The organism is Streptomyces fungicidicus, assembly GCF_003665435.1.
GTDB lineage: Bacteria > Actinomycetota > Actinomycetes > Streptomycetales > Streptomycetaceae > Streptomyces > Streptomyces fungicidicus.
Window position 1 is genome coordinate 932,343 of the sequence record NZ_CP023407.1, and the last position, 26,465, is coordinate 958,807.

General features: G+C 74.1%; 22 protein-coding genes. 10 read left to right on the forward strand and 12 right to left on the reverse strand.

Features of this window, described 5'->3' with window-relative positions:
- Window positions 1-25: 25 nt before the first annotated feature.
- The 3 genes from lnt to CNQ36_RS04060 form a co-directional block, all read right to left on the reverse strand.
- On the reverse strand, window positions 26-1,639 hold the full coding sequence (lnt, locus tag CNQ36_RS04050) for an apolipoprotein N-acyltransferase (protein WP_121544961.1): 1,614 nt from the start codon (window positions 1,637-1,639) through the stop codon (window positions 26-28).
- A gap of 108 nt (window positions 1,640-1,747) precedes the next feature.
- Window positions 1,748-2,293, reverse strand: coding sequence for a hypothetical protein (locus CNQ36_RS04055; protein ID WP_121544962.1), 546 nt, complete (start codon window positions 2,291-2,293; stop codon window positions 1,748-1,750).
- A 50-nt stretch (window positions 2,294-2,343) separates the two neighbouring features.
- The gene (locus CNQ36_RS04060) at window positions 2,344-3,138 is read right to left on the reverse strand and encodes a glutamate racemase (RefSeq protein ID WP_163013194.1); all 795 of its coding nucleotides are present in this window, start codon (window positions 3,136-3,138) and stop codon (window positions 2,344-2,346) included.
- A gap of 16 nt (window positions 3,139-3,154) precedes the next feature.
- Between CNQ36_RS04060 and CNQ36_RS04065 the strand changes: the two genes are divergently transcribed.
- On the forward strand, window positions 3,155-4,372 hold the full coding sequence (locus tag CNQ36_RS04065; protein WP_206278420.1) for a glycosyltransferase: 1,218 nt from the start codon (window positions 3,155-3,157) through the stop codon (window positions 4,370-4,372).
- A gap of 7 nt (window positions 4,373-4,379) precedes the next feature.
- Here the strand turns inward: CNQ36_RS04065 and CNQ36_RS04070 are convergent, their stop codons facing one another.
- Entirely contained in the window at window positions 4,380-5,666 is a 1,287-nt protein-coding gene (locus tag CNQ36_RS04070) for a TerD family protein (RefSeq protein ID WP_121548362.1), read from the reverse strand.
- 295 nt (window positions 5,667-5,961) lie between these two features.
- Between CNQ36_RS04070 and CNQ36_RS04075 the strand changes: the two genes are divergently transcribed.
- The 3 genes from CNQ36_RS04075 to CNQ36_RS04085 all read left to right on the forward strand — a co-directional run bounded on the left by CNQ36_RS04075 (window position 5,962) and on the right by CNQ36_RS04085 (window position 9,949).
- Window positions 5,962-6,390 carry a DUF6643 family protein gene (locus CNQ36_RS04075; RefSeq protein ID WP_004934867.1) on the forward strand — a complete coding sequence of 143 codons (429 nt, stop codon included), beginning with the start codon at window positions 5,962-5,964 and terminating at the stop codon, window positions 6,388-6,390.
- A gap of 383 nt (window positions 6,391-6,773) precedes the next feature.
- Window positions 6,774-7,379 carry an Rv1733c family protein gene (locus CNQ36_RS04080; RefSeq protein ID WP_121548363.1) on the forward strand — a complete coding sequence of 202 codons (606 nt, stop codon included), beginning with the start codon at window positions 6,774-6,776 and terminating at the stop codon, window positions 7,377-7,379.
- Window positions 7,380-7,501: 122 nt separating this feature from the next.
- Window positions 7,502-9,949 carry a right-handed parallel beta-helix repeat-containing protein gene (locus tag CNQ36_RS04085; protein WP_163013195.1) on the forward strand — a complete coding sequence of 816 codons (2,448 nt, stop codon included), beginning with the start codon at window positions 7,502-7,504 and terminating at the stop codon, window positions 9,947-9,949.
- Between the two features lie 10 nt (window positions 9,950-9,959).
- Here the strand turns inward: CNQ36_RS04085 and CNQ36_RS04090 are convergent, their stop codons facing one another.
- Window positions 9,960-12,188: a hypothetical protein gene (locus CNQ36_RS04090; RefSeq protein ID WP_228313123.1), complete on the reverse strand. Its 2,229-nt coding sequence runs from the start codon at window positions 12,186-12,188 to the stop codon at window positions 9,960-9,962.
- A gap of 416 nt (window positions 12,189-12,604) precedes the next feature.
- Here CNQ36_RS04090 and CNQ36_RS04095 point away from each other — a divergent pair, with 416 nt between their 5' ends.
- Window positions 12,605-13,444, forward strand: coding sequence for a DeoR/GlpR family DNA-binding transcription regulator (locus CNQ36_RS04095; protein ID WP_004934856.1), 840 nt, complete (start codon window positions 12,605-12,607; stop codon window positions 13,442-13,444).
- 118 nt (window positions 13,445-13,562) lie between these two features.
- Here the strand turns inward: CNQ36_RS04095 and cds1 are convergent, their stop codons facing one another.
- A complete protein-coding gene (gene cds1 / locus CNQ36_RS04100; protein WP_121544964.1) occupies window positions 13,563-14,687 on the reverse strand; it encodes an L-cysteine desulfhydrase Cds1 in 1,125 nt (374 codons plus the stop codon).
- A 333-nt stretch (window positions 14,688-15,020) separates the two neighbouring features.
- Here cds1 and CNQ36_RS04105 point away from each other — a divergent pair, with 333 nt between their 5' ends.
- Together CNQ36_RS04105 and CNQ36_RS04110 are read left to right on the forward strand one after the other, a co-directional pair.
- Complete coding sequence (locus tag CNQ36_RS04105; RefSeq protein WP_004934851.1) at window positions 15,021-15,344, forward strand: hypothetical protein; 324 nt, start codon at window positions 15,021-15,023, stop codon at window positions 15,342-15,344.
- A gap of 183 nt (window positions 15,345-15,527) precedes the next feature.
- Window positions 15,528-16,073 carry an ATP-binding protein gene (locus CNQ36_RS04110; protein WP_176116416.1) on the forward strand — a complete coding sequence of 182 codons (546 nt, stop codon included), beginning with the start codon at window positions 15,528-15,530 and terminating at the stop codon, window positions 16,071-16,073.
- 68 nt (window positions 16,074-16,141) lie between these two features.
- On the opposite strand, the gene CNQ36_RS04115 is transcribed toward CNQ36_RS04110, so the two are convergent.
- The 5 genes from CNQ36_RS04115 to CNQ36_RS04135 all read right to left on the reverse strand — a co-directional run bounded on the left by CNQ36_RS04115 (window position 16,142) and on the right by CNQ36_RS04135 (window position 19,901).
- Complete coding sequence (locus tag CNQ36_RS04115) at window positions 16,142-16,423, reverse strand: SHOCT domain-containing protein (RefSeq protein ID WP_004934845.1); 282 nt, start codon at window positions 16,421-16,423, stop codon at window positions 16,142-16,144.
- A gap of 138 nt (window positions 16,424-16,561) precedes the next feature.
- Window positions 16,562-16,981, reverse strand: a complete 420-nt coding sequence (locus CNQ36_RS04120) for a PPOX class F420-dependent oxidoreductase (protein WP_004934843.1) — start codon at window positions 16,979-16,981, stop codon at window positions 16,562-16,564.
- Window positions 16,982-17,026: 45 nt separating this feature from the next.
- A complete protein-coding gene (locus CNQ36_RS04125; RefSeq protein WP_121544966.1) occupies window positions 17,027-17,917 on the reverse strand; it encodes an NAD(P)-dependent oxidoreductase in 891 nt (296 codons plus the stop codon).
- Between the two features lie 57 nt (window positions 17,918-17,974).
- Entirely contained in the window at window positions 17,975-19,213 is a 1,239-nt protein-coding gene (locus tag CNQ36_RS04130) for an ROK family protein (protein ID WP_004934838.1), read from the reverse strand.
- Between the two features lie 37 nt (window positions 19,214-19,250).
- A complete protein-coding gene (locus CNQ36_RS04135; protein ID WP_040907837.1) occupies window positions 19,251-19,901 on the reverse strand; it encodes an alpha-ketoglutarate-dependent dioxygenase AlkB in 651 nt (216 codons plus the stop codon).
- Between the two features lie 68 nt (window positions 19,902-19,969).
- On the opposite strand from CNQ36_RS04135, the gene CNQ36_RS04140 reads away from it, so the two are divergent.
- Together CNQ36_RS04140 and CNQ36_RS04145 are read left to right on the forward strand one after the other, a co-directional pair.
- Window positions 19,970-21,100 carry a methyltransferase gene (locus CNQ36_RS04140; RefSeq protein WP_121544967.1) on the forward strand — a complete coding sequence of 377 codons (1,131 nt, stop codon included), beginning with the start codon at window positions 19,970-19,972 and terminating at the stop codon, window positions 21,098-21,100.
- 108 nt (window positions 21,101-21,208) lie between these two features.
- Window positions 21,209-23,044, forward strand: a complete 1,836-nt coding sequence (locus CNQ36_RS04145) for a glycoside hydrolase family 15 protein (protein ID WP_121544968.1) — start codon at window positions 21,209-21,211, stop codon at window positions 23,042-23,044.
- 3 nt (window positions 23,045-23,047) lie between these two features.
- Here CNQ36_RS04145 and CNQ36_RS04150 read toward each other — a convergent pair whose 3' ends face one another.
- Window positions 23,048-23,995 carry a hypothetical protein gene (locus CNQ36_RS04150; RefSeq protein ID WP_121544969.1) on the reverse strand — a complete coding sequence of 316 codons (948 nt, stop codon included), beginning with the start codon at window positions 23,993-23,995 and terminating at the stop codon, window positions 23,048-23,050.
- Window positions 23,996-24,175: 180 nt separating this feature from the next.
- On the opposite strand from CNQ36_RS04150, the gene CNQ36_RS04155 reads away from it, so the two are divergent.
- Entirely contained in the window at window positions 24,176-26,422 is a 2,247-nt protein-coding gene (locus tag CNQ36_RS04155) for a heavy metal translocating P-type ATPase (protein WP_121544970.1), read from the forward strand.
- The last annotated feature ends 43 nt before the right edge of the window (window positions 26,423-26,465 follow it).

The following is a 26,465-nucleotide window of genomic DNA, read 5'->3' on the forward strand; positions in this document are numbered from 1 at the left end:
CTTCGGGGGGTGTGCGGCGGGCGTACTACCGCACGTCACCGGCGCGTCGCCCGCGCACGCCCGCGGCCACGGCCCAGCCCAGTCCGCCCGCGGCGACCAGCACGAGGGCGATCTCCGGGAGGACGCCGAGGCGGGTGGCGGGGGTCTGCGAGGAGCGCAGCGGCACCTCCTGCACCAGGGAGTCCGCGACGAACATGCCGGTCTTCTGCGTGATCTTCCCGTCGGGCATGATGACCGCGCTGACCCCGCTGGTCACCGGCACCGTGACGGCGCGGCTGTGCTCCACGGCGCGGACCCGGGACATGGCGAGCTGCTGGTAGGTCATCTCGCTGCGGCCGAAGGTGGCGTTGTTGCTGGGCACCGAGATCAGCTGGGCGCCGGCGGTGACGGTGTCGCGCACCGCCCAGTCGAAGGCGGCCTCGTAGCAGGTGACCAGGCCGACCCCGGCTCCGCCCATGCGGAAGACGCCCGGCCGGTCGCCCCGGCTGAAGTCCTGGCGGACCATCGACGTCCACTCGTCGTTGATCGCCCCGACCAGCGAGCGCAGCGGGAGGTACTCGCCGAACGGCTGGATCTGCCGTTTGTCGTAGGTGTCCACGGGGCCCTTCCGCGGGTCCCAGAGGATCTGCTCGTTGAGGAGTCTGCCGTCCCGGTCGACCACGCCGCCGACCGAGATGGGCGCGTCGACGGCCTTGGCCGCCCTGTCGATGACGGCGCGGGCGTCGGCGTTGGCGAACGGGTCGATGTCGGAGGAGTTCTCGGGCCACAGCACGATGTCGGGCTGTTCGGCCCTGCCGGCCGCGACCTCGGCGGCCAGGCGCTCGGTCTCCCGGGCGTGGTAGTCGAGTACGGCGCGCCGCTGGGAGTTGAAGTCGAGACCGAGGCGGGGCACGTTGCCCTGGACGACGGCGACGGTCACGGTGCCCTTCTCGGCCGTGTCGCTCACCAGCGAGCGGGCCGCGAGGGCGGCGGCAGGCGGCACGGCGACGCTCAGCACGGCGACGACCGCCGCGCCCCGCCGCAGGTCGCCGGTGCGGCGGGCCCGCAGAGCCTGCCGCACCAGCTCGCCCAGCCCGAAGCCGCACAGCACGACGGCGAAGCCGAGCACGGGGGTGCCGCCGAGCGCGGCGAGCGGCAGGAAGACGCCGTCCGCCTGGCCGAACGCGACCTTGCCCCAGGGGAAGCCGCTGAACGGCGCGCGGGCGCGTACCGCCTCCCCGGCGATCCACAGCGCCGCCGCCCACACCGGCCGGCCGGGAAGACGCGACACGGCGGCGATGCCGGCGCCGACCAGCGCCACGAAGACCGCCTCGATCAACACGAGGGCGAGCCACGGGCCGGGGCCCACCTCCACACCGGTCCACACCAGCAGCGGAAGCAGGAAGCCGAGGCCGAAGAGGTAGCCGAGGCCGAGTGCCGCCTTCCAGCTCCGGCCGCGCAGCACCCAGCCGAAGACGGCGAAGGCGGGTACGGCCAGCCACCACAGGGTGCGCGGCGGGAAGCTGACGTAGAGCAGCAGGCCCGAGAGCGCGGCTGCGGCGGCCGGGAGGAGGCGCACGAGGCGGCCGCGCCACGCCGGGGGCGCGGTCTGCGGCGGCATCGGGTCCGATTCGCCGACGGGAGTTGCGGTGACGGTCACTCCGGGAGTCTACGGCGGGTGCCTCGGGGGACCGCGTGCCGCATCGGTTCCGTGGAGCTTGTCGCCGACGGCGCGCTACGGCGGCCAGGCGCTCGCGGGAAGGGGAGGTCAGTGGGTCGCGCCCGGCTGGTGGGGGCGGAGCCGGTCGCGGATCACGGTCACCGCCGCTTCCGCGTCGTCCACGGTGACCGTGAAGGTGTGGCCGTCCCCCAGGCGCAGGATGATGCCCTCGCCGCGGCGCACCACGACCGCCGTTCCCCTCTCGGGCCGCCAGCGGTACCCCCAGCCGCCCCAGTTCCGCGGAGTGACGAGCGGGGCGAACTCCGCGCCGACGACGTGCGAGAGCGGGATGCGGCGGCGGGGCACTCCGATGTGGCCGCAGCGCACCTCGAGATGGTCCTCGTCCACCCGCAGGGCGACATGCACGAAGGCGAGGGTGCCGAACAGGACCAGCAGCCCGGCGGCGATGCAGCCGACGACGGCCATGACCAGCGGCGCGATGCCGGAGGTCCACGCGGAGTCGACGGCCAGCGCGATGCCGAGCGCCAGACACGCGGCGCCGATCAGCGCCAGGAGCCACTGGAAGCGGTTGGTCGCGCGGCCGGTCCAGACCTCGGGGTACGGGGCATGCTCGCCGTGGCGGTGGTCCCTCATGCGGTCGAGCGTACTCAGAATCCGCTCCGCGGGTACCTCGTGGCGCAGCGCTACTGGGCCGTCCGGGCGGCGGCGACCCGGCCGAGCAGCCTGCCCTCCGCGTAGGTGAGGGCGGCCGTGGGGAGGGCGCCCTCGCGCCCGCTCAGCAGCACCGTCAGGGTGCCGCTCGGCGGCGCCTGGGGGGCGGGCCGTCCGCCGAGACGGCGCAGGGCCTGCGCGGCCACCGCTCCGGCGGAGCCGTGCAGGGCGAGCGGCGGACGGCCGGGGCGCTGCACGGCGGCCCGGATGCGTTCGCCGACCAGTTCGTAGTGGGTGCAGCCCAGGACGACGGTCGTCACCTCGTCGGGGGTGAGCTCGGCGGCCGCGGCGACGGCGGCGTCGATCGCCGTCTCGTCGGCCCGCTCCACCGCCTCGGCGAGCCCCCAGCACGGCACCTGCGTGACGGCGACGCCGCCGGCGAAGTCCTCGATCAGGTCCCGCTGGTAGGGGCTGCCGGTGGTGGCGGGTGTGGCCCAGATCGCCAGCGGGCCGCCGCCGGCCGCGGCCGGCTTGATCGCCGGGACGGTGCCGATGACCGGCAGGCCGGGCTCCAGTCGGGCGCGCAGGGCGGTGAGGGCATGCACGGTGGCGGTGTTGCAGCCGACGATCAGCGCGTCGGGGCGGTGGGCGGCGGCCGCCTCGGCGACGGCGAGGGCGCGCTCGGTGAGGTCCTGCGGGGTCCTGGGTCCCCAGGGCATGCCGTCGGGGTCGAGGGAGAGGACGAGATCGGCGTCGGGGCGCAGACGCCGCACCGCGGCGGTGGCCGCCAGCAGCCCGATTCCGGAGTCCATGAGCGCGATCTTCACCCGGCCACGATAGTCGATGAGCCGCTTCGGGCCCGTCCCGTGGGGGAGACTGCGGCACGTGAGCGCCATTGAGTGGAGTGCCGCCGGATCACTCGCCGCCTGGTTGTGGCTACTGCTCTGCCAGGGCTTCTTCTGGCGTACGGACGTGCGGCTCCCGCCGTCCCGTGACCCGGCCCGGTGGCCCTCGGTGTGTGTCGTGATCCCCGCGCGGGACGAGGCGGCGGTGCTGCCCGCGAGCCTGCCCTCGGTGCTCGCCCAGGACTATCCGGGCCGGGCCGAGGTCTTCCTGGTCGACGACGGCAGCGCCGACGGCACCGGCGCACTCGCGCGTGAGCTGGCGCGGCGGTGCGGCGGACTGCCGCTCACCGTCGGCTCCCCGGGGGAACCGCCCGCCGGCTGGACGGGGAAGCTGTGGGCGGTGCGGCACGGCATCGCGTCGGCACGCGCGCGGGACCCCGAGTTCCTGCTGCTGACGGACGCCGACATCGCGCACGCCCCGGACAGTCTGCGTCGGCTGGTGGCGGCGGCCTGCACCGGGGGGTTCGACCTCGTGTCGCAGATGGCCCGGCTGCGCACGGAGAGCCGCTGGGAACGACTGGTCGTGCCGGCGTTCGTCTACTTCTTCGCGCAGCTGTACCCGTTCCGCCGGATCGGGCGGGCCGGGACCCGGACGGCAGCCGCGGCGGGCGGCTGTGTGCTGCTGCGCGCGGAGGCGGCGGAGCGGGCCCGCGTCCCGGACTCCATCCGGCACGCCGTCATCGACGACGTGGCCCTCGCCCGCGCGGTCAAGCGGAGCGGCGGGCGGGTCTGGCTGGGTCTGGCGGACCGGGTGGACAGCGTGCGTCCGTACCCGCGGCTGGGCGATCTGTGGAGCATGGTGGCGCGCAGCGCGTACGCGCAGCTGCGGCACAGCCCGGTGCTGCTGGCCGGTACGGTCGCCGGGCTGGCGCTGGTGTATCTGGTGCCGCCCGTCGCGACGGTCGCGGGCGCGGTCACGGGGAACGCGGCCGCGGCGGTGTCCGGTGCGGCGGCCTGGCTCGTGATGTCGGGGACGTACGCCCCGATGCTCCGCCACTACGGGCAGCCGCTGTGGCTCGCTCCCCTGCTGCCGTTCACCGCGTCGCTGTACCTGCTCATGACGGTGGACTCGGCGGTGCGGCACCACCGGGGGCGCGGTGCGGCCTGGAAGGGCCGCACCTACGCGCGTCCGGAGGTCCTGCCGGACGAGGGCTGAGCGGCCCTCACTTGCGGCCGGGCGTCCAGTTCATGCCCCATCCGTAGGCGTAGTCGACGGTGCGCTGCGGGCTCACTCCGCGCTCCGGGACCAGGTAGCGGGCCTCGCGCTGGACGACCAGCTCGCCGCCGCCGGTGTTGGTGATGAGGGCGAGCGCGCACACCGTCGAGGGGACGGTGCACTCGTCGAGGGAGAAGTCGACCGCTGCGCCGTGCTGCGGCTGGAGGGTGACCGTGGCGTGCAGGTCGGCGAAGGAGCGGGCGCCCTCGTAGATGGTGACGAAGATGAGGATGCGCCGGAAGAGGTGCTTGTGGTCGAGGTTGACGGTGAGGTTCTCGCCGCTCGTCACGGCGCCGGTGCGGTCGTCGCCGTCCAGGTGGATGAAGGGGGGCTGGTGCAGCGCTCCGAAGGCGTTGCCGAGGGCCTGGACGACGCCCTTGCGGCCGTCGGTGAGCTCGAACAGGGCGCACAGGTCCAGGTCGAGGTCGGAGTGCATGGCGACCGGGCGGCCCAGCTTCCCGGCCCAGCCCGAGAACTGCTTGCGGACCTCCCAGTTGAGGTTGACGCGCAGGGCGCCCGAGGTGCCGCCCTGCTTGGTCAGCGAGACGGAGGGCGCCGCCTTGGTGAGCGTCACCTTCGTCAGCCGGACGGGGGCCGGGGGCGCGGACGGCGGGGGCGGCGCGACCGGAGGGGCCGCCGGCGGCGGGGGCACGGTCACCGGGGGCGCGACGTGCGGCGCCGGGACCGGCGGGGCCACGGGGGCGGCGGCGCGCTGTGGCTCGTCGACGGTGATGCCGTAGTCGGTGGCGAGGCCCTCGAGTCCGCTGCTGTAACCCTGGCCGACCGCGCGGAACTTCCAGGCGCCCTGGCGCCGGTAGAACTCGCCGAGGACGAACGCCGTCTCCGTGGTCGCGCCCGCGCTGTCGAAGCGCGCGGCGACGGCGCCGTTCGCGGCGTCCTTGACCTCGACGTACAGGTCCGGGACCTGTCCGAAGGCACCGCCGTCGCAGGAGGCGGCGAGGATCACCGTCTCGATGCCGGGCTCGACGCGCGTGAGGTCGACGAGCAGGGTGTCGGTGACCCTCCCTCCCGCATCGCGCTTGCCCTCGTGCCGGACGGCGCCGGAGGAGTGGGCGGGCTGGTTGTAGAAGACGAAGTCCGCGTCGGAGCGGACCTTCCCGCCGGCCAGCAGGAGGGCGGAGGCGTCCGCGTCGGGGACGCCGGGGCCGGACCGCCAGCCCACATCCACCCGCAGTGCCGTGGCCGGCACCGGTGTGTTCGAACCTTTCGGCATGGACATGTCCGCCCCCATCACGGGTCGCCGCGCCAGGTCGGGTCCCGGCATCCGTCGGTTGTCGTCCGCACAACCTATTCTTCCGTGCGCGCGGCCCCCGTGGGGAGGGTGCGGCAACGGGCGGCCAACCCCCGGTAACCGGCCCGGAACTCGGCCTTTACACGAAATACGCTCGCCGATGTGCCCCTTTTCCCCAAGTTCGCTCGTATTGGGGATCCCAGGTCACGGCGGGCACGGAAAACAACCCTCTTATCGGTCTCCCCAACCAGCACATCGTGGGCTTAACTTATGTGCCATGACCTCCCCCCGCTCCACTTATGGCGGCGGCTACTATTCCGCTGCCTTCCCGGACACCCCGATCTACGACTCCCTCGTCGCCGAGCGGGGTACCCCGCAGATCGCACCGATCCGGGTCCCCGCCGCGTACGAGGCGCCGGCCAGTCATCTGCCCGCGCTCCCCTCGGCGTTGCCCGCTCTTCCGGCGGCGCCGTCCCAGCCGTCCTACGGCTACCCCCAGGCCCCGCAGCCCGCCCCGCTCCATCAGGCGCCCACGGCGTACATCCCGCAGCAGGCGACCGTGCCGCGCGGCTACCCCGGCCCCCAGCCGCAGCCGCCGCGTCCGGCTCCGCCCGCCGGCTACGAGGCGATGCGCCCCGCGGCTCCCCGTCCGGCGCCCGTGCCGTACCAGGACCCGTACAACAGCCAGCAGTACCGCGGCTACTGAGCCCGCCCGGACCGTCGGGGCCGCACGGCACGACGGTCCGACGGGCGTGCTCGTCCGCGACCGATTCGCCGGAGGCCGGAGGCCGCCTCCGGCTGCCCCGGGGAGGGGATCGGATTCCTGCCCGGGAGGCAGGGCACGGAGTTTCGCCTCGCAGTGCGCCGGCCTCCGCCGCGCCTCGCACCGGACGCCGCCGGTCGGTCGACCGGCGGCGTCCTGCCGTCCGCGCCGGGGGACGCGGACACCGGGGGACGCGGACGCCGGCGGCACCGTGGAGGTCCGCACGCGCACACCGTCGCAACTGCGGGAACCGGCCCCCCGCTTCGCGCGTTGGCCTTTCATGAGCGGTTCATGAGAGGACCGGCGCGGGGAAGGGGGTGCGGGCCGTGCGGGCGATCAGCGGACTCTGGCGCTGGCGGCACAACCCGCTGTGCCGCGGGACCGACCTGGCCGAGGCCTGGGTGGCGTTCGTGGCGCTGCTGCTCGTCCTCGTTGCGGCGCCCGCGGCCGGCGTGCTCGCCGGGGGCGCCGCCCAGGACGCCCTGCAGCGCTCCGTCCGCGCGCAGCACCATTCCCGGCACCTGGTGACGGCCACGGTGGTGCGCAGACTCGAGGCGTTACCGATGGACGCGGACCCGGAGATCTCCACCGGCGGGGACCTGCGCCACCGCGTCCTCGCCCGCTGGACGGCGCCGGACGGCACGGAGCGGAGCGGCCCGGTGCCGGCCCGTCTGCCGGACCCCCGGCCGGGCGACGAATTCCGGATATGGACCGACGGACACGGACGCATCGTGGCCCGGCCCCTGGACACCGCGACGGCCACGACGCACGCAGTGCTCGCCGGCGTCGGCACCACCCTGGCCGCCGCCGCGCTCGTCGAGGGCCTGAGACGGCTGACCGTCTGGCGCATGGTCCTGCGCCGGTACGCCCGTTGGGACCGGGCATGGGACAAGGCGGGTCCGGACTGGGGCAGGACCGGCACCGGCAACTGACCGACGTTGCGGCTCTGGTCAACCCGGTGCCCGTACGCACGCTACGGTGGTCCGGCCGAACCGATCGGCGGCAGCACACGCGCGACGAGCCACGTACGACAAGGTGGGGGCACAGCTACGCCATGGCACAGGGCACGGTCCAGGTGACGCACACCGGCACATCGCGGTGGCGGCGCCGCACGGGTGAGTACACTTCGCTCGCCGCCGCCCTGGAGGCCGCGGCCGAGGGCGACGTCCTCACCGTCGCTCCCGGGACCTACCGGGAGAACCTCGTGGTGCAGCGGGCGGTGACGCTGCGCGGCCCCGAGGGCTCGCCCGGATCGGTGCGCATCGCGCCCCTGGACGGCGTCCCGCTGACCGTGCGCGCCTCGGCGGTGGTGCAGGACCTGCACGTGGAGGGCCAGGACGCCACCGCCCCGGCCGTGCTGGTCGAGGAGGGCACCCCGGAGCTGCGCGACATACGCGTGGTCACCCGGTCCGCGGCCGGCATCGAGGTGCGCGGCGGCGCCCGTCCCTCGGTCCACAGCTGCACGGTCGACAATCCCGCGGGCGTCGGCATCGCCGTACTGGACGGCGGGGGCGGGGTGTTCGAGGACTGCGAGGTGGTCGCGGCGGGGCAGGCCGGCGTCGCGGTGCGCGGGGGCGCCCACCCCCGGCTGGAGCGCTGCCGGGTGCACCACGCGTCGGGCTCGGGGCTGACCGCGACCGGGGAGAACTCGGCGCTGGAGGCCGTGGGCTGCGAGGTCTACGAGGTGCGGGGCAGCGGGGTCCAGGTGACCCAGCGCGCCACCGCCCACCTCACCGACTGCGACGTGCACCGCACGACCGGCGACGGCGTCACGCTCGACACCGACGCGGTGCTGACGCTCGCCGACTGCCGGATCCACGACATCCCGGAGAACGCGGTCGACCTGCGGTCCCGTTCGGTGCTCACGCTGACCCGCACCAGCGTGCGGAAGTTCGGCCGCAACGGTCTGTCGGTGTGGGACCCGGGCACGCGGGTGGACGCCAACCAGTGCGAGATCTTCGACAGCACCGGCGACTACCCGGCGGTGTGGGTGAGCGACGGCGCCACCGCCGTGCTGGACTCCTGCCGGGTGCACGACGTGCCGGACGCCCTGTTCGTCCTCGACCGCGGCTCCCGCGCGGACGTCGTCGACAGCGATCTCACGCAGGTGCGCAACACGGCCGTGTCGGTGAGCGACGGCGCCACCGCACAGCTCGACGACTGCCGGATCCGGGAGGCGGCGACGGGCGCCTGGTTCCGCGACCACGGCAGCGGCGGCACCCTCAACAGCTGCTCTGTGGAGGGCGTGCAGACCGGTGTGATCGTCACCAAGGGCGCCGACCCCACCGTCGAGCGCTGCACGGTCGACTCCCCGGCCGAGGCCGGCGTCTACGTCTCGGCCGGTGGCCGCGGCACCTTCGAGAACTGCCGGGTCACGGGCAGCGGCGGCTACGGCTTCCATGTGATCGACGGCAGCCGTACGACCCTGCGCAAGTGCCGTACCGAGCGCTGTGCGCGCGGTGGTTACGAGTTCGCGGAGGGCGGGGCGGACGCGGCGGGCGGTTCGGGCGGCCCGGTCGTGGAGGACTGCACGAGCGACGAGAGCGGCAGCCTGAGGCCGCCGGCGTCCCCGGAGCCTGCGGTGCAGACCGCGACCGGCACCACCGGTCTGCTGGGCACGGTCCCCGCCGCCCGGACGGCCGAGCCGGCCGCTCCCGCGCCGCCGGTCCCCGCCGGCCCCGGGCCGGAGACCCGCACCTCGCAGGCAGTGCTCGGCGAACTCGACGCACTGGTGGGCCTGGAGAGCGTCAAGCGCGAGGTGCGTGCCCTCACCGACATGATCGAGGTGGGCCGGCGCCGGCAACGCGCGGGCCTGAAGGCGGCGTCGGTCAAGCGGCATCTGGTGTTCACGGGCTCCCCCGGCACCGGCAAGACCACCGTCGCCCGTCTGTACGGCGAGATCCTCGCCTCGCTCGGGGTGCTCGAACAGGGGCACCTGGTCGAGGTGTCCCGGGTCGACCTGGTCGGCGAGCACATCGGCTCCACCGCCATCCGCACCCAGGAGGCGTTCGAGAAGGCGCGCGGCGGTGTGCTGTTCATCGACGAGGCGTACGCGCTGTCCCCCGAGGACGCCGGGCGGGACTTCGGCAAGGAGGCCATCGACACCCTGGTGAAGCTGATGGAGGACCAGCGGGACGCGGTGGTGGTGATCGTGGCCGGCTACACGGCCGAGATGGAGCGGTTCCTGTCGGTCAACCCGGGTGTGGCGTCCCGCTTCTCGCGGACCATCACCTTCGGCGACTACGGCCCCGAGGAGCTGCTGCGGATCGTGCGGCAGCAGGCCGAGGAGCACGAGTACCAGCTGGCGCCGGGCACCGGCGACGCCGTACTGGCGTACTTCACCGACATCCCGAAGGGGCCCGCGTTCGGCAACGGGCGCACCGCGCGGCAGACCTTCGAGGCGATGGTCGAGCGGCACGCGAGCCGCGTCGCCCAGCTCGACGAGCCGACCACCGACGACCTGACGCTCCTGTACCCGGAGGACCTCCCCGCGCTGCCCTGAGCGGGGCGCCTCACTCCGGGGCGCCGCCGCCGGGTTCCCCGGTGTGCCGGGGAGCCGGCACCTCCGGGCGCAGCCGGGCGAGCAGCCGGCGGCGTTCCTCGGCGAACGCCGGGTCGGCCTGGTAGTCGGAGTGGCCGAGGATCGGCGCGGGCAGCGGATGGGCGTCGGTACGGCCGTAGGCGAGCGGGTCCTTGAGCGGGGGGCGGTCCACGTCGGGGCCGCAGTCGCCGGGCAGCCGCATGGGGCCGCCGATGGGGTCGGTGCTCCGGTAGAGGTTGCGCCAGCAGGCGACCTCCCGGTGCAGCGAGCCGAGCGCGTCCGGTCCGAAGTGGGCCGGGAACCAGCGGCCGTACAGCCGTTCCAGCGGGGAGCCGTAGGTCAGCAGGGCCACGCGCCGGCGGGTGGCGGGGGTGAGCTGCCAGGCCGCGGCGGCGGCGAGGACGCTGCCCTGGGAGTGGCCGGAGAGGACCAGCCGTCCGCCGGTGGCCCGGGTCCAGGTGGCGATCCGCCAGGTGAGGTCGGGCACCGCGCGCTCGGCGTAGCAGGGCGGGGCGAAGGGGTGGGCGGCGCGCGGCCAGAAGGTGCCGACGTCCCACAGGATGCCTATGGTGCGCCGCGCGGAGGCGTCCTTGTAGGCGCGGCGGCCCCAGGTGACGAAGAGTATGAAGCCCAGTCCGATCATCCAGGAGCCCAGCGCCTGCGCGGTCTCGGCGGCTCCGTGGACGACGGCCCACGAGCCCTGCGCGGCGTCGCCGGGGGTCTTGTCGGTGGTCAGGGCGCCGACGAGGGCTCCGGCGCCCAGCAGCAGTGTCGCGGCGGAGGTGACAGCGAGGACGCGCGGTCCGCGGTCGGTGAGCGCGGCCATGGCGCGTACGGAGGCGATACGGCGGGTGCGGCCGGGGTCTCCGGTCTCGCCGGGGTACTCCCGCTCCACGGCGGCGCGTTCCGCGCGCGCTATCCGCCAGGCTCGGCGGGCGAGCCAGCCGCACATCACCAGCACCAGGACGAGCAGCGGCGGGATCACGGACGCCTGCCAGGTGAGCAGCACCGGCGGCCCCGGGACGGAGGTCCCGGTGCCGTCCAGCCAGTCGGACACCCGCTGGGAGACACCGCCGGACATCACGCCGCCCAGCGCGCAGGCGAGCATGGCGACGGCCGGTCCCGCCAGGCCCCGCATGGCGGCGCGCCGGTCGGGGTCGGTGAGGTGCAGGCGGTGGGCGACCCCGGCGAGGACGATCACCAGCAGGCCCTGCGCGAGGGCGAGGGCGCCGAAGGTGGCGTCGCCCGGCAGCCGGCCCGACGACTGCCAGCCGGGGCGCTCCCAGCCGGCGTAGAGCAGGGTGAGGCCGAGCAGGACGACGGCGGCGAGCGGCAGGCGGCGGACCAGGCGCCGGTCGAGTGCGGCGTCCAGCCGGCGTTCGGCGCGGCCCCGGCGGCAGACCACCCACACCACGGCGCCCACCCCGGCGGCCAGCGCCGCCTCCACGACGACGCCGAGGGCGGCCAGGGCGGCCGGGCCGCCCGGCTCACGGTCGTACCGGGCGGCGGCGGAGCCGACGGCGGCGGCGACGGTGAGCAGTCCGGCCGCGGTGTGCGCGGCGCGCAGCCGGGCGCCCAGGCGACGGCTGTACCAGAAGCCGGGCCGGCCCAGTGCGGTGCGGCCGCCGTCGTCCTCGGGCCCGGAGTCGTGGTCCATCGGCTGCTGGGACTCGTACGCCCGCCAGGTGCGCAGGGACAGGAACCAGAGCAGGCCGGTGAGGGCGGCCGGCACCAGGGCGGCGAGCGCGAGCCGGCGGCCGGGGGCGCTCCACCAGCCGCCGTCGGAGTTCTCCGGTGAGAGGAAGCCGAGCCAGGAGTGCCGGTCCGCGCACGCCCGCGTGCCCGCGCACTGCCAGGCGGCCAGGTCGAGGGCGACCTCGCAGGCGGCCGCGACCAGCAGCACCGTCAGGCTGAGCGCGGCCAGCCGCACCAGCAGCCCGTAGAGCCGGACCGCGCGCCGGCGGCCGTGGGCGGTGGGGCGCATCCAGTGGGCGAGGTTGACCACCATGAAGGGGAGCAGCAGCAGCCACAGGGCGCGGGTGCCGTTCCCGGAGGTGAGGTTGCACCAGACGTAGGCCTCGGGGACGGGTCCGTCGCGCCGTGCGGCGGGTCGCCGCTCCGCGTCGGCGTCGTCGGCGCGGCGGAACACGGCGGCGATGTCGTCCCCGGTGACCCGGACCGTGCGCGGGTCGTCGAGCATCTGCCCGGGGGTGGTGCCGCCCACCCCGTGGACGAGCAGTTCCAGGGCGGCCCCGGACTCACCGGCGGTCCCCGCCGCCTGGGCGCCGGCGTCCTCGGCCGGTCCGTTCTCCCGCGTGCTGTCCACTGATTCGCACTTCCCCCGTGACGCCCCGTCGGCTCCGTCCGTGCGGGCACAGGATCTCCTGTGCCGGGACGGCTCACACCTCTCGTCACGTAATCTCCCCGATCCGTGCGAAGGGCACGCCGCACGACGGAGATCAATGTCATGAGCGCGACGAGCGACCGGTGGGACCGTCCGGGGCCCGGCATGCGAGGATGGGACGTCCGCGTACCGATGACGGGCGGCAAGCCACTCGTCGCCGTGCGTGCGCGAGGCGTGTCGGACGACCGTGCGGTGAAAGGACCGGAGCGTACGTGAGCGAGAATCAGAACCTCCTCGCGGAGCAGCGGCGCACCCTGATCCTGGACGAGGTCCGGCGCCGGGGCGGGGTCCGGGTCAACGAGCTGACCCGCAAGCTCGGGGTGTCGGACATGACGGTCCGCCGCGATCTCGACGCGCTGGCCCGGCAGGGCGTGCTGGAGAAGGTGCACGGCGGCGCGGTCCCGGTGGTCGAGGCGAGCACGCACGAACCCGGGTTCGAGGCCAAGTCGGGCCTGGAGCCGACCGCCAAGGAGGACATCGCGCGGGCGGCGGCCGAGCTGGTCTCCCCCGGCGCGGCGATCGCGCTCTCCGGTGGTACGACGACGTTCGCGCTGGCGCACCGGCTGACCGACGTTCCCGACCTCACGGTGGTCACCAACTCGGTGCGGGTGGCCGATGTGTTCCACGCGGCGCAGCGCGGCTCGGGATCCCGGCAGGGCGCGGCCACGGTCGTGCTGACCGGCGGGGTGCGCACCCCGTCCGACTCGCTGGTGGGCCCGGTGGCCGACCAGGCGATCGCGGCGCTCCACTTCGACCTGCTGTTCCTCGGCGTGCACGGGATATCGGTCGAGGCGGGGCTGTCGACGCCGAACCTCGCGGAGGCGGAGACCAACCGCCGGCTGGTGCAGTCGGCCCGGCGCGTGGTGGTGGTCGCCGACCACACCAAGTGGGGCACCGTGGGGCTGAGTTCGTTCGCCTCGCTGGATCAGGTGGACACGCTGGTGACGGACTCAGGGCTGCCCGGGGAGGCACGCGCGGAGGTGTCCGAGCACCTGCGGCGGCTGGTGGTGGCGGGCGAGCCGGAGGAGCCCTCGGAGGCCGCCGGCATCTGACGGCGCGCCGGTCACCCGTCAGCGCCCGTCCGACGCCAAGTCCGGCTTCCGTCAGGAAGGTTGTGCGTAAGCCCCGCCGTCCGCGCGCGGTGGGGCAGCGCGGACGGCGCCGCCGCCCTCAGCCGGGCCAGACGCCGGTCCGCAGCAGGGACTCGATGGCGGCCGTGTACGGCGCGATGTCCAGGCCCTGTTCGGCCAGCCAGGCGTCCGAGTAGTACTTGTCGAGGTACCGGTCCCCCGGGTCGCACAGCAGCGTCACCACACTCCCCCGCCGCCCGTCGGCCACCATCTCCGCGACGATCTTCAGCGCGCTCCACAGCCCGGTGCCGGTGGAGCCGCCCGCCCTGCGGCCGATGACCCCTTCGAGGGCCCGCACGGCGGCGACACTGGCCGCGTCGGGCACCTTCATCATCCGGTCGATCGCGCCGGGCACGAAGCTCGGCTCCATCCGGGGCCGGCCGATGCCCTCGATCCGGGAGCCCCGGTCGCAGGACACGTCCGGATCGCCGGTGGTCCAGCCCTGGAAGAAGCAGGAGTTCTCCGGGTCGGCGACACAGATGCGGGTGTCGTACTGCATGTAGTGGACGTAGCGCGCGAGGGTGGCCGAGGTGCCGCCGGTGCCGGCCGTGGCGACGATCCACGCCGGTTCCGGGAACCGCTCCAGCTCCAGCTGGCGGAAGATCGACTCGGCGATGTTGTTGTTGCCCCGCCAGTCCGTGGCCCGTTCGGCGTAGGTGAACTGGTCCATGTAGTGACCCCCGGTCTCCGCCGCGAGGGCGGCGGACGCCTCGTACATCGTGCGGGGGTCGTCCACGAAGTGGCACCGGCCGCCGTGGAACTCGATCAGTCGGCACTTCTCGGCGCTCGTCGTGCGCGGCATGACGGCGATGAAGGGCACGCCGATCAGCTTCGCGAAGTACGCCTCGGACACGGCGGTGGAACCGCTGGACGCCTCGATCACCGGCCGGCCGGGATGGATCCAGCCATTGCACAGCCCGTACAGGAAAAGGGAACGGGCCAGCCGGTGCTTGAGGCTGCCGGTCGGATGGGTCGACTCGTCCTTCAGATAGAGGTCGATGCCCCACCGCTCGGGCAGCGGGAAGCGCAGCAGATGGGTGTCGGCCGAGCGGTTGGCGTCGGCCTGCACCCTGCGCACGGCCTCTTTCAGCCAGGACCGGTAGGCGGCGTCACTGTGGTCGACGTCGAGGGTGGCGCCGGTCAGGGCCGGTCGGGGAGTGCTCACGGCAGGGCTCCTTACGCTGAGCGCCGACGGCGTCCCGCGCGGCCGGTATCCCGATCATAAACACCTGCCGCACCGCCTCTCACCTGCATAAACACATCTTTGAGCGACTCAAAGGCACCCCTGGGGCGGATGATGCGCCGCCCCGGGGGGCGCATTGGCGCGAGTGCTCCCCCCGCACCGGGGAACGGGGCACGCGCACTGGTGCTCGGCGGCGGGTGCGGGCAGACTGCACCGGCGTGAGCAGGGTTTCGTACGCGGGCACACTGGAATGGGGCAGGAGCCGGCCCGTACGGCACGGTCCGGCACAGCGACACGCGCAAGGGGGCGGGCGGCATGGCGGAGCCTGACTTCACGGCCACGGGCGTGCGGATCGGCAAGCGGCTGCGTTCGCTCACCCGGGCCGGCCAGGTCCGGATCAGCGACGGCCGGCTGGAGCTGCTCACCAGCTACGGCAGTGAGATCGACAGCGCCCCGGTGCAGGCCGTACGCGCGTCGAGGCCCTGGTTCGCGCCCGAGGACCGGGCGTTGGCGGACCTCAACGGCACCCGGTACCTGCTGACCCTGGGCGACCACGACCCCGCGCCGGGTGAGACCGGCCCGCCGGCCGCCCGCCGTTTCATCGAGGCCGTACGCCGGGCGTCGGGGCGCGGCGCCTGAGATGCCCGTGACTTGCGTCACTCCGCCTCTTGCGTCACGCTGGTCTCACGTCACTCTGGGTTTACCGGCGATAACGCTGCGAACCAGCCCGCCGGCCATGACAGCGGGCGGCCGTGTCACGCAGGCGCCCTGCTGGATCCGTCTTCCGTGTTCTTCCGGACCTCACGTCGGGGAGTCGCAGCCGTGATCAGTCACCCAAGCAGGCACTGCACGGTGGAGCTCCAAGCCCTGCCGTCGCGGATCGGCCAGGTCCGCAGAATCGTATCTGCGCAGTTGCGCTACTGGCATATGGACCCGTTGATAGACCGGGCCTCGCTCGGTGTGACGGAGCTGTTGTCCAACGTCCACCGGCACGCACAGCCCGACAAGACCTGCACCGTGGAGATCGAGCTGGTGCTCGACCGGCTCAAGGTCTCGGTGCACGACCACGATCCGCGGCTGCCCGTCGTGGCGGACGCGGGCCCGCTCGCCACCTGCGGGCGCGGGCTGGCGATGGTGGCCGCGATGAGCGAGAGCTGGGGCGCGCTGCCGGACGGCCAGTCCGGCAAGGTGGTCTGGTTCACCCTGCCGGCGCCGTCGGCGGCCCCCCTCACCGTCTGGGACCGGCGTCCCCGGCTCACCGCCGTCGAGCCCGCCGAGCGGCTCTTCGCCGAGCCCGCGCTCGTCGACCACACGGCCGAGGAGCACCGGGGCGCGCCCGTCCCCGTCAGGTCGGCCGTCCCCGGCTGAGGCCGTGCCGCACGGGTGTGGCGCCGGCGCCGTCCACCGCGACGGCGCCGGCGCACCCGGGCGGGGCGTCATCGGGCGCCCTTCCCGCCGTGCCGGCCGAACTCCTCGTCCAGGACGGACAGCCGGCGCCAGTACTCGTCCTCGTCGATCTCGCCGGAGGCGAAGCGGTGGCCGAGCACCTTGATGGGCGAGTCGTCCGCCACCGTGGGCCGGGCGGGTCCGCGGCGTCCGCGCCACGCGGTGCGGCGCAGCAGGGCGATGCCGCCGCCGATGGCCAGGGCCCAGACCAGGGGGAGGAACAGGATCCACGGGCCGGGCCCGCCGTCGCCGAAGTGCGCCAGGATCTGCATGATCGTTCAACTCCTCGGATGCGCTGCCGCGTCGCTCCTTGTGCGACACCTCCGAGGGTCGTCCCGCGAGGGGGTCCGGTCGTCGTACGGCCGGCGGCACCGCGCGTACTCCCCGTGGGGTACGCGCGGTGCGGGCGGTCAGCCGGACTGGGCGCTGTCCTTCATGGCGCCCCAGCCGTGCCAGCGTTCGACCTCGATCCAGCCGCTGACCCGGGCGCGCTCACGGTCGGGATAGGTGTTCCCGGTGTAGTGCCGGGCGAGCCGGTCGATGTCGGCCAGGTCCTTGTCGTCGACCAGGTCGACGACGCGGCCGATCAGGGTGACGTGGGTGTACCAGTCGTCGCCGGCGAGGACGGTGAGGGTGACGCGCGGGTCGCGGCGGACGTGCTTCAGACGGACCCGGCCCTCGTCGAAGTTGACCAGTGCGCGGCCGTCCTCCCACAGGTACCAGGTGGGGGTGGAGACGGGCGCGCCGTCCGAGCGCAGCGTGGCCATGACGCAGGGGTTGGGGCGGCGCAGCAGTGCGTCGGCCTCGGGCGGAAGCGGGGGCTTGGACATGTGCGGACTCCTCGGTGTTCTCGGCGGTGCTGGTCGGTCCGGTGCTCAGGCGGCGGGCCCGTCGTCGAAGCTGGCGTAGTACGCGGCGGCCATGTCCTCGTCGCCGTGCCCCTGGGCCTCGGCCCGCTCGAAGCGCTCGGCGCTCGCGGCGGCGACGTCCATGCGGATGCCGTGCTGTGTGCCGGCCCGCACGATCAGCCGGGCGTCCTTGGCCGCGGTGGTCACGGCGAACTGGGCCGGGGACAGCCGTCCGTCGAGAATCATCCCGGCCTTGGCGTGCAGGTACCCCATGTCGAGGGGGCCGCCGGCGATGAGGTCGAAGAAGCCGTCGGGGGCGACGCCGAGGGCCTTGGCCAGGGCGAGGGCCTCACCGGCGGCGGTGGTCGCGGCGATCACCCAGCTGTTGGCGACCAGCTTCAGCCGGGTCGCGGCGCCCGTCGCGCCGTCCTCCCCGGTCCACACGGTGCGGGCGCCCACCGCGTCGAACACCGGAGTCACCGCCGGGCGGCCCTCGGCGGGTCCGGCGGCGAGCACGGTGAGCTGTCCGGCCTCGGCGGGCTGACGGGTGCCCAGGACCGGGGCGTCGTAGAAGAGCAGGCCGTGCTCGTCCGCGAACGCGGCGAGTTCGGCGACGCCCTCGACGCCCGCGGTGGTGGACTGCGCCCAGACGGTCCCGCGGCGCAGGGAGGGCGCGGCCTCACGCATCGTCTCCAGGGTGGCCGCGCCGTCGTACAGCATGGTCAGCACGGCGTCGGCGGACTCGACCGCCTCGGCGGGGGTGCCGGCGACGTACGCGCCGTCGGCGGCGAGCGGGTCGGCCTTGGCGCGGGTGCGGTTCCAGACACGGACGGTGTGCCCGGCGCGCAGGAGGTTGCGGGCCATCGCGGCGCCCATGATGCCGGTGCCCAGGACGCTCACGGTGAGCTTGTCTGTCATGAAGTCGGCTTTCTGTACGTCGTGCGCCCGTCGGGGCCGTCCGCCTGTGCTTCGCTGTTACACCAGTGCACCAAGAGGATCGTCCAGCACCGGCTGCCACGCCAGTTCCGCCGCGCCGACCAGGCTGTTGTGGTCCAGGGTGCAGGGGAGGATGGGAACGCCGCCGCTGCGGCCCCACAGGCTGCGGTCGGCGACGACGGCCCGCAGCCGGTCCGGGTCGGCCTCCAGCAGGGTGCGGTGCAGACCGCCGAGGATGATCCGGTCCGGGTTGAGGATGTTCACCAGTCCCGCCAGGCCGAGGCCGAGGCGGTCGATGAGGGTCTCGGTGGCGGCGCGCACCTCCGGGTCGTCGTACTGGCCGCTGATCAGGTCGTCGGCCTGCTTCAGCAGGGACATCTCGGGGCCGGGCGCGCGGCCCGCCGCGGTGAGCAGCGCCAGCGGGTCCGCCTCGACGTCCAGGCAGCCGCGGCTGCCGCAGTGGCAGGGACGGCCCTCGGGGTTGACGGCGAGGTGGCCGACCTCCAGGGCGAGACCCGAACTGCCCGAGTGCAGACGGCCGTCGAGCACCAGCGCGCCGCCGACACCGCGGTGGCCGGTGGCCACGCAGAGCAGGTCGCGGGAGCCGCGCCCGGCGCCGTGCCGGTGCTCGGCCAGGGCGGCGAGGTTGACGTCGTTGGCCGCGAAGGCGGGGCCGTCGAGTCCGGCCGCGCGCACCTGCTCGGCGAAGATCTCCCGCACCGGGGCGCCCGCGGGCCAGGCCAGGTGCAGGGGGTTGAGAGCCAGCCCCTCCGGTTCGGCCACGGCCGAGGGCACGGCGAGCCCGGCGCCCACGCACCGCCGCCCGGTCTCCCGCAGCAGCTCGGCGCCGGTCGCGACGACGGAGCCGAGCACCTTCGCCGGATCGGCGTCGACGACCTCGCAGCCGGGCGCCGTGGCGACGATACGGCCGCCGAGCCCGACCAGCGCCGCCCGGAAACCGTCGGCGTGGACCTGCGCGGCGAGCGCCACGGGGCCGTCCTCGGCGACCGAGAGGCGGTGCGAGGGACGCCCCTGCGAACCGGCCGCCGCGGCGGGCCGGGCGTCCACCCGGATAAGGCCGAGCGCCTCCAGTTCGGCGGCGACCGCGCCGGCCGTCGCGCGGGTCACCCCGAGCTCGGCGGTGAGCACCGCGCGGGTCGGCGCGCGTCCGGTGTGCACGAGCTCCAGCGCGGGTCCGAGCGCGCCGCGCCCCCGGTCCAGCCGCGTCCTCGAGGTGGTCCCTTCCCCCGCCTGCCGGGGGTCCGCCTTCCCGCTCATGAGGGCGAGTCTCCCATGATCCGCAGGCCGGCACGGTCTACAGGCCGCTGACCCGCAAGGTGACGTTCAGCCGTCCGGTCAGTCCCAACTCCGGCGGCGCGGTGCCCGGGTGCACCCGCGGCACCCCGTGGTAGGCGAGCCGGGAGGGCCCGCCGAAGACGAACAGGTCGCCGCTGCGCAGCTCCACGTCCGTCCAGGGGCGGGTCCGGCCCCGCGTGGTGCCGAAACGGAAGACGCAGGTGTCGCCGAGGCTCAGCGACACCACCGGCGCGTCCGCCTGCTCGTCGCTGTCGCGGTGCATGCCCATGCGGGCGTCGGCGTCGTAGAAGTTGACCAGCGCGATGTCGTACGCGGCGTCCCGCGCGGCGGGCGCGCCCAGCGCGTCGGCGACCGCGCGGCGGCCCAGCTCGCCGAGCCGGGCGGGGAACGGCTTCACCGGGGCGCCGTCACCGTCGACGACGGTGCGGGCGTAGCCGTACGGGTACCAGTGCCACCCGAGGCAGACCTGCCGGGCGGTCATGGTGCCGCCGCCGGGTGTGCGCACGGTACGCAGTCCGGCGGGCGGCCGGGCCCACCCGCGGCACTCCCGGAGCAGTTCCCGCTGCTCCTCGGCGCCCAGCCAGTCCGGCAGGTGCACCGCGCCGGGCGCGATCTCCCTGGGTGCCCTGGGGAACAGCTCGCCTTCCATGCCTCCCATCCTGCCCGACCGGTGCTGAGCTGGGGCTCCGCTAGCCTGGTCGGACGATGAACGACCGCATGACGACACCGTGGGGCGAGCCTGCGCTGGCCCGGTTCCCCGAGGACCCGCGGGACAGGCTGCGCGCCTGGGACGCGTCCGACGAGTATCTCCTCAGCCATCTCGCCGACCGGCAGGTGCCGCTGTCCGGCACGGTCGTGGCCGTCGGCGACCGCTGGGGCGCGCTGGTGACGGCCCTGGCCGCGTACCGGCCGACGCAGATCACCGACTCGTGGCTCGGCCAGGAGGCGACCCGCGCGAACCTCGCCCGCAACGGCGTGGAGCCGGGCACGGTCCGGCTGCTCACCACGCAGGACCCCCCGCCGGGCCGGATCGACGTGCTGCTCGTCCGTGTGCCGAAGAGCCTGGCGCTGCTGGAGGACCAGCTGCTGCGGCTGGCGCCGGCGGTGCACGAGGGCACGGTCGTCGTCGGCACGGGCATGGTCAAGGAGATCCACACGTCGACGCTGGGCCTCTTCGAGCGGATCCTGGGCCCGACCAGGACCTCGCTGGCGGAGCGGAAGGCCCGGCTGATCCTGTGCACCCCGGACCCCGCGCTGCGGCGCCCCGCGAACCCCTGGCCGTACCGCTACACGCTGCCCGACGGCATCGGCCCGGTCTCCGGCCGGACCGTCGTCAACCATGCCGGCGTCTTCTGCGCCGACCGCCTCGACATCGGCACCCGCTTCTTCCTGGGGCACCTGCCCGCGCCCGGCGGCGGCCGGGTGGTGGACCTGGGCTGCGGCAACGGTGTCGTCGGCACGGCGACGGCACTGGCCGACCCGCGGGCCGAGGTGCTCTTCGTGGACGAGTCCTTCCAGGCCGTGGCGTCCGCGGAGGCCACGTACCGGGAGAACGACGTGCCCGGCCACGCCGAGTTCCGGGTCGGTGACGGCCTCACGGGCGTGCCGGACGGCAGCGTCGACCTGGTGCTCAACAATCCGCCGTTCCACTCCCACCAGGCGACCACGGACGCCACCGCCCGGCGCATGTTCGCCGGCGCCCGCCGCACCCTGCGCCCCGGCGGCGAGCTGTGGGTGATCGGCAACCGGCACCTGGGGTACCACGTGACGCTGCGCCGGCTGTTCGGGAACAGCGAAGTGGTGGCGTCGGACCCGAAGTTCGTGGTGCTGAGGGCCGTGAGGCGCTGAGTCCTCCCGAACGGTCCGGGGCCGCTCCGCCCGTGGGCTCGGGCGCGGGGCCGGGGGCGGACCTAAGCTGGCAGGTGAGGTGAGGCGTGCCGGGCCAGGGAGGCTGCGATGGACGGGACGGCCGAGGAGCGGGACGTGTCCGGGGCGCGCGGGTACGTGCCGATCGCCGACCACGGGCTGATCGGCGATCTGCGCAGTGTGGCGCTGGTGGGCACCGACGGCACCATCGACTGGTACTGCTGCCCGTCCTTCGACGCCCCGAGCGTGTTCGGCGCCATCCTGGACGCCGGGCGGGGCGGCTGCTTCGAGCTCGCGGCGGCCGTGCCGGCCCGTACCAAGCAGTTCTACTTCCCCGACACCAACGTCCTGATCACCCGCTTCTTCACCGAGGACGGGGTCGGTGAGGTGCAGGACTTCATGCCGGTCGGCGGCACCCCGGCCGACGAGGCCCGGCACCGGCTGATCCGGCGGGTGCTGTGCGTACGCGGCTCCCTGCCGTTCCGGACGCTGGTGGCGCCGCGCTTCGACTACGGCTCCCGGCCCCACACCCTGCGGCTCACCGGCGGTGTCGCGGTCTTCGACTCCGCGGAACTGTCCCTGGCGCTGACGGCGACCGTCCCGATGGAGGCCGAAGGGGCCGACGTGCGGGCGGAGTTCAAGCTGTCCGAGGGGGAGACCGCGGTGTTCGCCCTGGACCTGGTCGGACCTCAGACGCCTCCGGACGGGTGCGAGTGCGGTGAGGCGGAACGGCAGTTCGGCGTGACGGTGGCGTACTGGAGGCGGTGGCTGTCCTCCTCGCGGTACCGGGGCCGCTGGCGGGAGATGGTGCACCGCAGCGCCCTCACCCTGAAGCTGCTCACCTACGCCCCGACCGGGGCGATCGTGGCGGCGCCGACGACCAGTCTGCCCGAGCAGTTCGGCGGGGAACGCAACTGGGACTACCGGTACGTGTGGGTGCGCGACGCGGCGTTCTGCGTGTACGCGCTGCTGCGGCTGGGCTTCACGGAGGAGGCCGAGGCGTTCATGGGCTTCGTCTCCCGGCACATCAGCCCCGGCGACGGCAGGACGTCCGGTCCCCTGCAGATCATGTACGGCATCGACGGCCGCACCGATCTGCCCGAGCGGGTGCTCGGGCATCTGGAGGGCCATCACGGCTCGGCTCCGGTCCGCGTCGGCAACGCGGCGGCCGACCAGCTGCAGCTCGACATCTACGGGGCGCTGATCGACTCCGTCTACCTCTACGACAAGTGGGCCGAGCCCATCTCCAGCGAGCAGTGGGACCATGTGACGGCGCTGGTCGACTGGGTGTGCGCGCACTGGGACCAGCCCGACCAGGGCATCTGGGAGACGCGCGGCGGGCGGAAGAACTTCCTGTACTCGCGGCTGATGTGCTGGGTGGCGATCGAGCGGGCCATCCGGATGGCCAACCGGCGCGGCCTGCCCGCCGATCTGCCCCGCTGGCGGTCGAGCCGCGACGCCGTCTACCGGCGGATCATGAGCCGGGGCTGGTCCGAGTCGCGCCGGGCGTTCGTGCAGCACGAGGACGGGGAGACGCTGGACGCGGCGCTGCTGATGATGCCGCTGTCGAAGTTCATCGCGCCGACCGACCCGAAGTGGCTGTCCACGCTCGACTCGCTCACCGAGGACCTGGTGTCCGACTCGCTGGTGTACCGCTACGACCCGCTGGTGAGCCCCGACGGACTGCACGGCGAGGAAGGCACGTTCTCCATCTGCTCGTTCTGGTACGTCGAGGCGCTGACGAGGGCCGGCCGGCTCGACGAGGCGGCCCTCGCCTTCGAGAAGATGCTGACGTACGGCAACCATCTCGGCCTGTACGCCGAGGAGATCGGCCACACCGGCGAGCAACGGGGCAACTTCCCCCAGGCGTTCACGCATCTCGGGCTGATCAGCGCCGCGTTCAACCTGGACCGTGCCCTGGGCTGAGGCTCAGTGACCGTGCCCTTCGGAGTGTTCCGGCGCACCGCCGGACGGCGCCTGAGCTCCGGCGTGCACGGTGAACGCGGCGGTGCGGACGGCCCCTTCGTGCTTGAAGTCGAGGAACAGCCGGTAGCTGCCGGCGCTGGGCGCCGTGGCCGTGAAGGAGACCGCCGGTCCGGACGCGGTCTCGCCGTCACCGGGTTCGCCGCCCGGGTGGACGTGGAGGTAGGCGAGGTCTCCGGCGCGCAGGGCGACGAGGTGGCCGTAGGCGCCGAGGTAGGGCTGGAGGTCGGTGACCGGTTCACCGTCCCGGGAGACGGACAGCCGCAGTTCGCTCGCCCGTCCGGGACGCAGGTTCCCGGTCAGTTCGACCTCGTAGCCGTCGACGCGGGCCGTGGCGGCGGCGCGGGGCAGCTCCCGCGGCCGGTAGGGACCGGAGGCGGCGAGGTCCGCCCCGAGGGTGAGGTTCTCCGCGCCCTTCCGCGCCGGGGTGAAGTCGGCGAAGACCCGGTAGCCGCCGGCCCGGGGCAGGTCGACGGGCGTGGTCCAGGTGCCGTCGGCGGCGCGGGTGGGGTGCAGATGGCGGTAGGTGAGCAGATCGCGGGAGGCCACGATGAGGTGGAGTTCCTTGTCGTGTTCGCGGCGGTACTCGGTGACCGGCCGGCCCCGGTCGTCCCGGACGGCGAAGCTCAGCTCGGTGCGGTCTCCGGCGGTGACGCGCGGAGTCCGCAGATCGAGGGTGTAGCCCCCCTCGGAGATCTGGAGCCCGCCCGCCGGAGGCATGTCGTGCCCCGCGTCACCCTCCCCCGCTCCGGGTGACGCCGGGGTGTGCCGCTCGTCGTGCGCCGGCGCCCGGTCCGCGACGACCGGGTCGATGCCCTCGCCGACCCCGTAGGCCGTGCCGAAGGTGGCGGCCAGGGCGGCGGCGAACGCGGTGATCTTCAGTCCGGTGTTCATGGCCGTCTCTCCTCGGAAATGCGCCCGACGACTCACAGCGAGCCGTTCCATGCAGCTCACGATACCCCCAGGGGGTATCAAGTCAAGCCATGGAATCATTTGCACTCTATACCCTCTGGGGGTATACATGGAGATCGCCGGCGGATACCCCCGCCCCGTACTCGTCTCCCGGGAGCACCCATGACCGTCCGTACAGCAGGCGCCGAGGCAGAAGTGGAGCTCGCCATCGGCGGAATGACCTGCGCCTCGTGCGCAGCGCGGATCGAGAAGAAGCTCAACCGCATGGAGGGGGTCACCGCCACCGTCAACTACGCCACCGAGAAGGCCAGGGTCAGCTACGGCGGCGAGGTCACCGTCCCCGACCTGATCGCCACCGTCGAGGCCACCGGGTACACGGCCCGGCAGCCCGCGCCACCCGACGAACCGGCCGACGGCGGGACACCCGAACCGGACGAGCTTCTGCCGCTCAGGCAGCGGCTGATCACGGCCGTGGTCCTCGCCGTGCCCGTCATAGCGATGGCCATGGTCCCCGCGCTGCAGTTCGAGTACTGGCAGTGGCTGTCGCTGACGCTGGCCGCGCCGGTCGTGACGTACGCGGCCTGGCCCTTCCACCGGGCCGCCTTCACCAACGCCCGGCACGGCGCGGCGACCATGGACACGCTGATCTCGGTCGGCACATCGGCCGCGTTCCTGTGGTCGCTGTGGGCGCTGTTCCTCGGCACCGCGGGCACGCCCGGAATGACCCACCCCTTCGAGCTGACCATCGCCCGCGGTGACGGCGCCGGGAACATCTACCTGGAGGCGGCGGCCGGCGTGACCGCCTTCATCCTGGCCGGACGGTACTTCGAGGCACGCGCCAAGCGGAAGGCCGGCGCGGCCCTGCGGGCGCTGCTGGAGCTGGGCGCGAAGGACGTCACGGTGCTGACGTCCGACGGCGGGGAGAAGACGGTCCCGGTGGCCGAGTTGCGCACCGGCGACCGCTTCCTGGTGCGCCCCGGCGAGAAGATCGCGACCGACGGCACCGTCGTGGAGGGCTCCTCGGCGGTGGACGCCTCGATGCTCACCGGTGAGTCCGTGCCGGTGGAGGTGGCCGCCGGGAACCCGGTCACCGGCGCCACGGTCAACGTCGGCGGCCGGCTCGTCGTGGAGGCCACGCGGGTCGGCGGCGACACCCAGCTGGCCCGCATGGCACAGCTCGTGGAGGACGCGCAGAACGGCAAGGCCGCCGCGCAGCGGCTCGCCGACAGGATCTCCGCCGTGTTCGTGCCCGTCGTCATCGCCCTCGCCCTGGGCACCCTCGGTTTCTGGCTCGGCAACGGGGCGGGCCTCACGGCCGCGTTCACCGCCGCCGTGGCGGTCCTGATCATCGCGTGCCCCTGCGCCCTCGGGCTCGCCACGCCCACAGCCCTGATGGTCGGCACCGGACGCGGCGCCCAGCTCGGCATCCTGATCAAGGGCCCTGAGGTGCTGGAGTCCACCCGCCGGGTCGACACGGTGGTCCTCGACAAGACGGGCACGGTGACCACGGGCCGGATGACGCTGCTGGCCGTGCACACCTCCGCCGGCACCGACGAGACCGAGGTGCTGCGGCTGGCGGGCGCACTGGAGCACAGCTCGGAGCACCCGATCGCGCGGGCCGTCGCCGACGGCGCGCGGGAGAAGGCGGGCCCGCTGCCCACCCCGGAGGACTTCGCGAACGTGCCCGGGCTCGGCGTCCAGGGCGTCGTCGAGGGCCACGCGGTCCTCGTCGGCCGGGAGGGACTGCTCCGGGAGTGGGCGCTGGAGCTGCCCGAGGACCTGAGGCGGGCCAGGGAGCGGGCCGAGGCGGCCGGGCACACCGCCGTACTGGCCGCCTGGGACGGTGAGGCGCGTGCGGTGCTGGAGATCGCCGACGCGGTGAAGGAGACCAGCCCCGAGGCGATCCGCCGGCTGCGCGCGCTCGGTCTGCGCCCGGTCCTGCTGACCGGGGACAACGAGGCGGTGGCCCGGTCCGTCGCCCGCGAGGTGGGCATCGAGGAGGTCATCGCCGAGGTGCTGCCGCAGGACAAGGTGGACGTCGTCAAGCGGCTGCAGGCGGAGGGCCGTTCGGTCGCCATGGTCGGCGACGGGGTGAACGACGCGGCGGCGCTCGCACAGGCCGACCTGGGCCTGGCCATGGGCACCGGCACGGACGCCGCGATCGAGGCCGGCGACCTGACCCTGGTCCGCGGGGACCTGCGGGCCGCGGCGGACGCCATCCGGCTCGCCCGCCGCACCCTCGGCACGATCCGGTCCAACCTCTTCTGGGCCTTCGCCTACAACGTCGCCGCCCTGCCGCTCGCCGCGGCCGGACTGCTCAACCCGATGATCGCCGGAGCGGCGATGGCGTTCTCCTCGGTCTTCGTGGTCGGCAACTCGCTGCGCCTGCGAACCTTCCGGGCCGGCTGAACGTTCCCGTGTGGATCATGAGTACCGTGGGCACCTGGTGATT

Bases quoted from the DNA above. Each gene is read 5' to 3' on its own strand.
- CNQ36_RS04150 (WP_121544969.1), bottom strand. From the start codon at position 23,995: ATGAACACCGGACTGAAGATCACCGCGTTCGCCGCCGCCCTGGCCGCC.
- CNQ36_RS04070 (WP_121548362.1), bottom strand. From the start codon at position 5,666: ATGCCGAAAGGTTCGAACACACCGGTGCCGGCCACGGCACTGCGGGTG.
- CNQ36_RS04075 (WP_004934867.1), top strand. From the start codon at position 5,962: ATGACCTCCCCCCGCTCCACTTATGGCGGCGGCTACTATTCCGCTGCC.
- CNQ36_RS04140 (WP_121544967.1), top strand. From the start codon at position 19,970: ATGACGACACCGTGGGGCGAGCCTGCGCTGGCCCGGTTCCCCGAGGAC.
- CNQ36_RS04145 (WP_121544968.1), top strand. From the start codon at position 21,209: ATGGACGGGACGGCCGAGGAGCGGGACGTGTCCGGGGCGCGCGGGTAC.
- CNQ36_RS04120 (WP_004934843.1), bottom strand. From the start codon at position 16,981: ATGTCCAAGCCCCCGCTTCCGCCCGAGGCCGACGCACTGCTGCGCCGC.
- CNQ36_RS04125 (WP_121544966.1), bottom strand. From the start codon at position 17,917: ATGACAGACAAGCTCACCGTGAGCGTCCTGGGCACCGGCATCATGGGC.
- CNQ36_RS04055 (WP_121544962.1), bottom strand. From the start codon at position 2,293: ATGAGGGACCACCGCCACGGCGAGCATGCCCCGTACCCCGAGGTCTGG.
- CNQ36_RS04135 (WP_040907837.1), bottom strand. From the start codon at position 19,901: ATGGAAGGCGAGCTGTTCCCCAGGGCACCCAGGGAGATCGCGCCCGGC.
- CNQ36_RS04130 (WP_004934838.1), bottom strand. From the start codon at position 19,213: ATGAGCGGGAAGGCGGACCCCCGGCAGGCGGGGGAAGGGACCACCTCG.
- CNQ36_RS04105 (WP_004934851.1), top strand. From the start codon at position 15,021: ATGGCGGAGCCTGACTTCACGGCCACGGGCGTGCGGATCGGCAAGCGG.
- CNQ36_RS04090 (WP_228313123.1), bottom strand. From the start codon at position 12,188: ATGCTCGACGACCCGCGCACGGTCCGGGTCACCGGGGACGACATCGCC.
- CNQ36_RS04115 (WP_004934845.1), bottom strand. From the start codon at position 16,423: ATGCAGATCCTGGCGCACTTCGGCGACGGCGGGCCCGGCCCGTGGATC.
- CNQ36_RS04085 (WP_163013195.1), top strand. From the start codon at position 7,502: ATGGCACAGGGCACGGTCCAGGTGACGCACACCGGCACATCGCGGTGG.
- CNQ36_RS04065 (WP_206278420.1), top strand. From the start codon at position 3,155: ATGAGCCGCTTCGGGCCCGTCCCGTGGGGGAGACTGCGGCACGTGAGC.
- CNQ36_RS04155 (WP_121544970.1), top strand. From the start codon at position 24,176: ATGACCGTCCGTACAGCAGGCGCCGAGGCAGAAGTGGAGCTCGCCATC.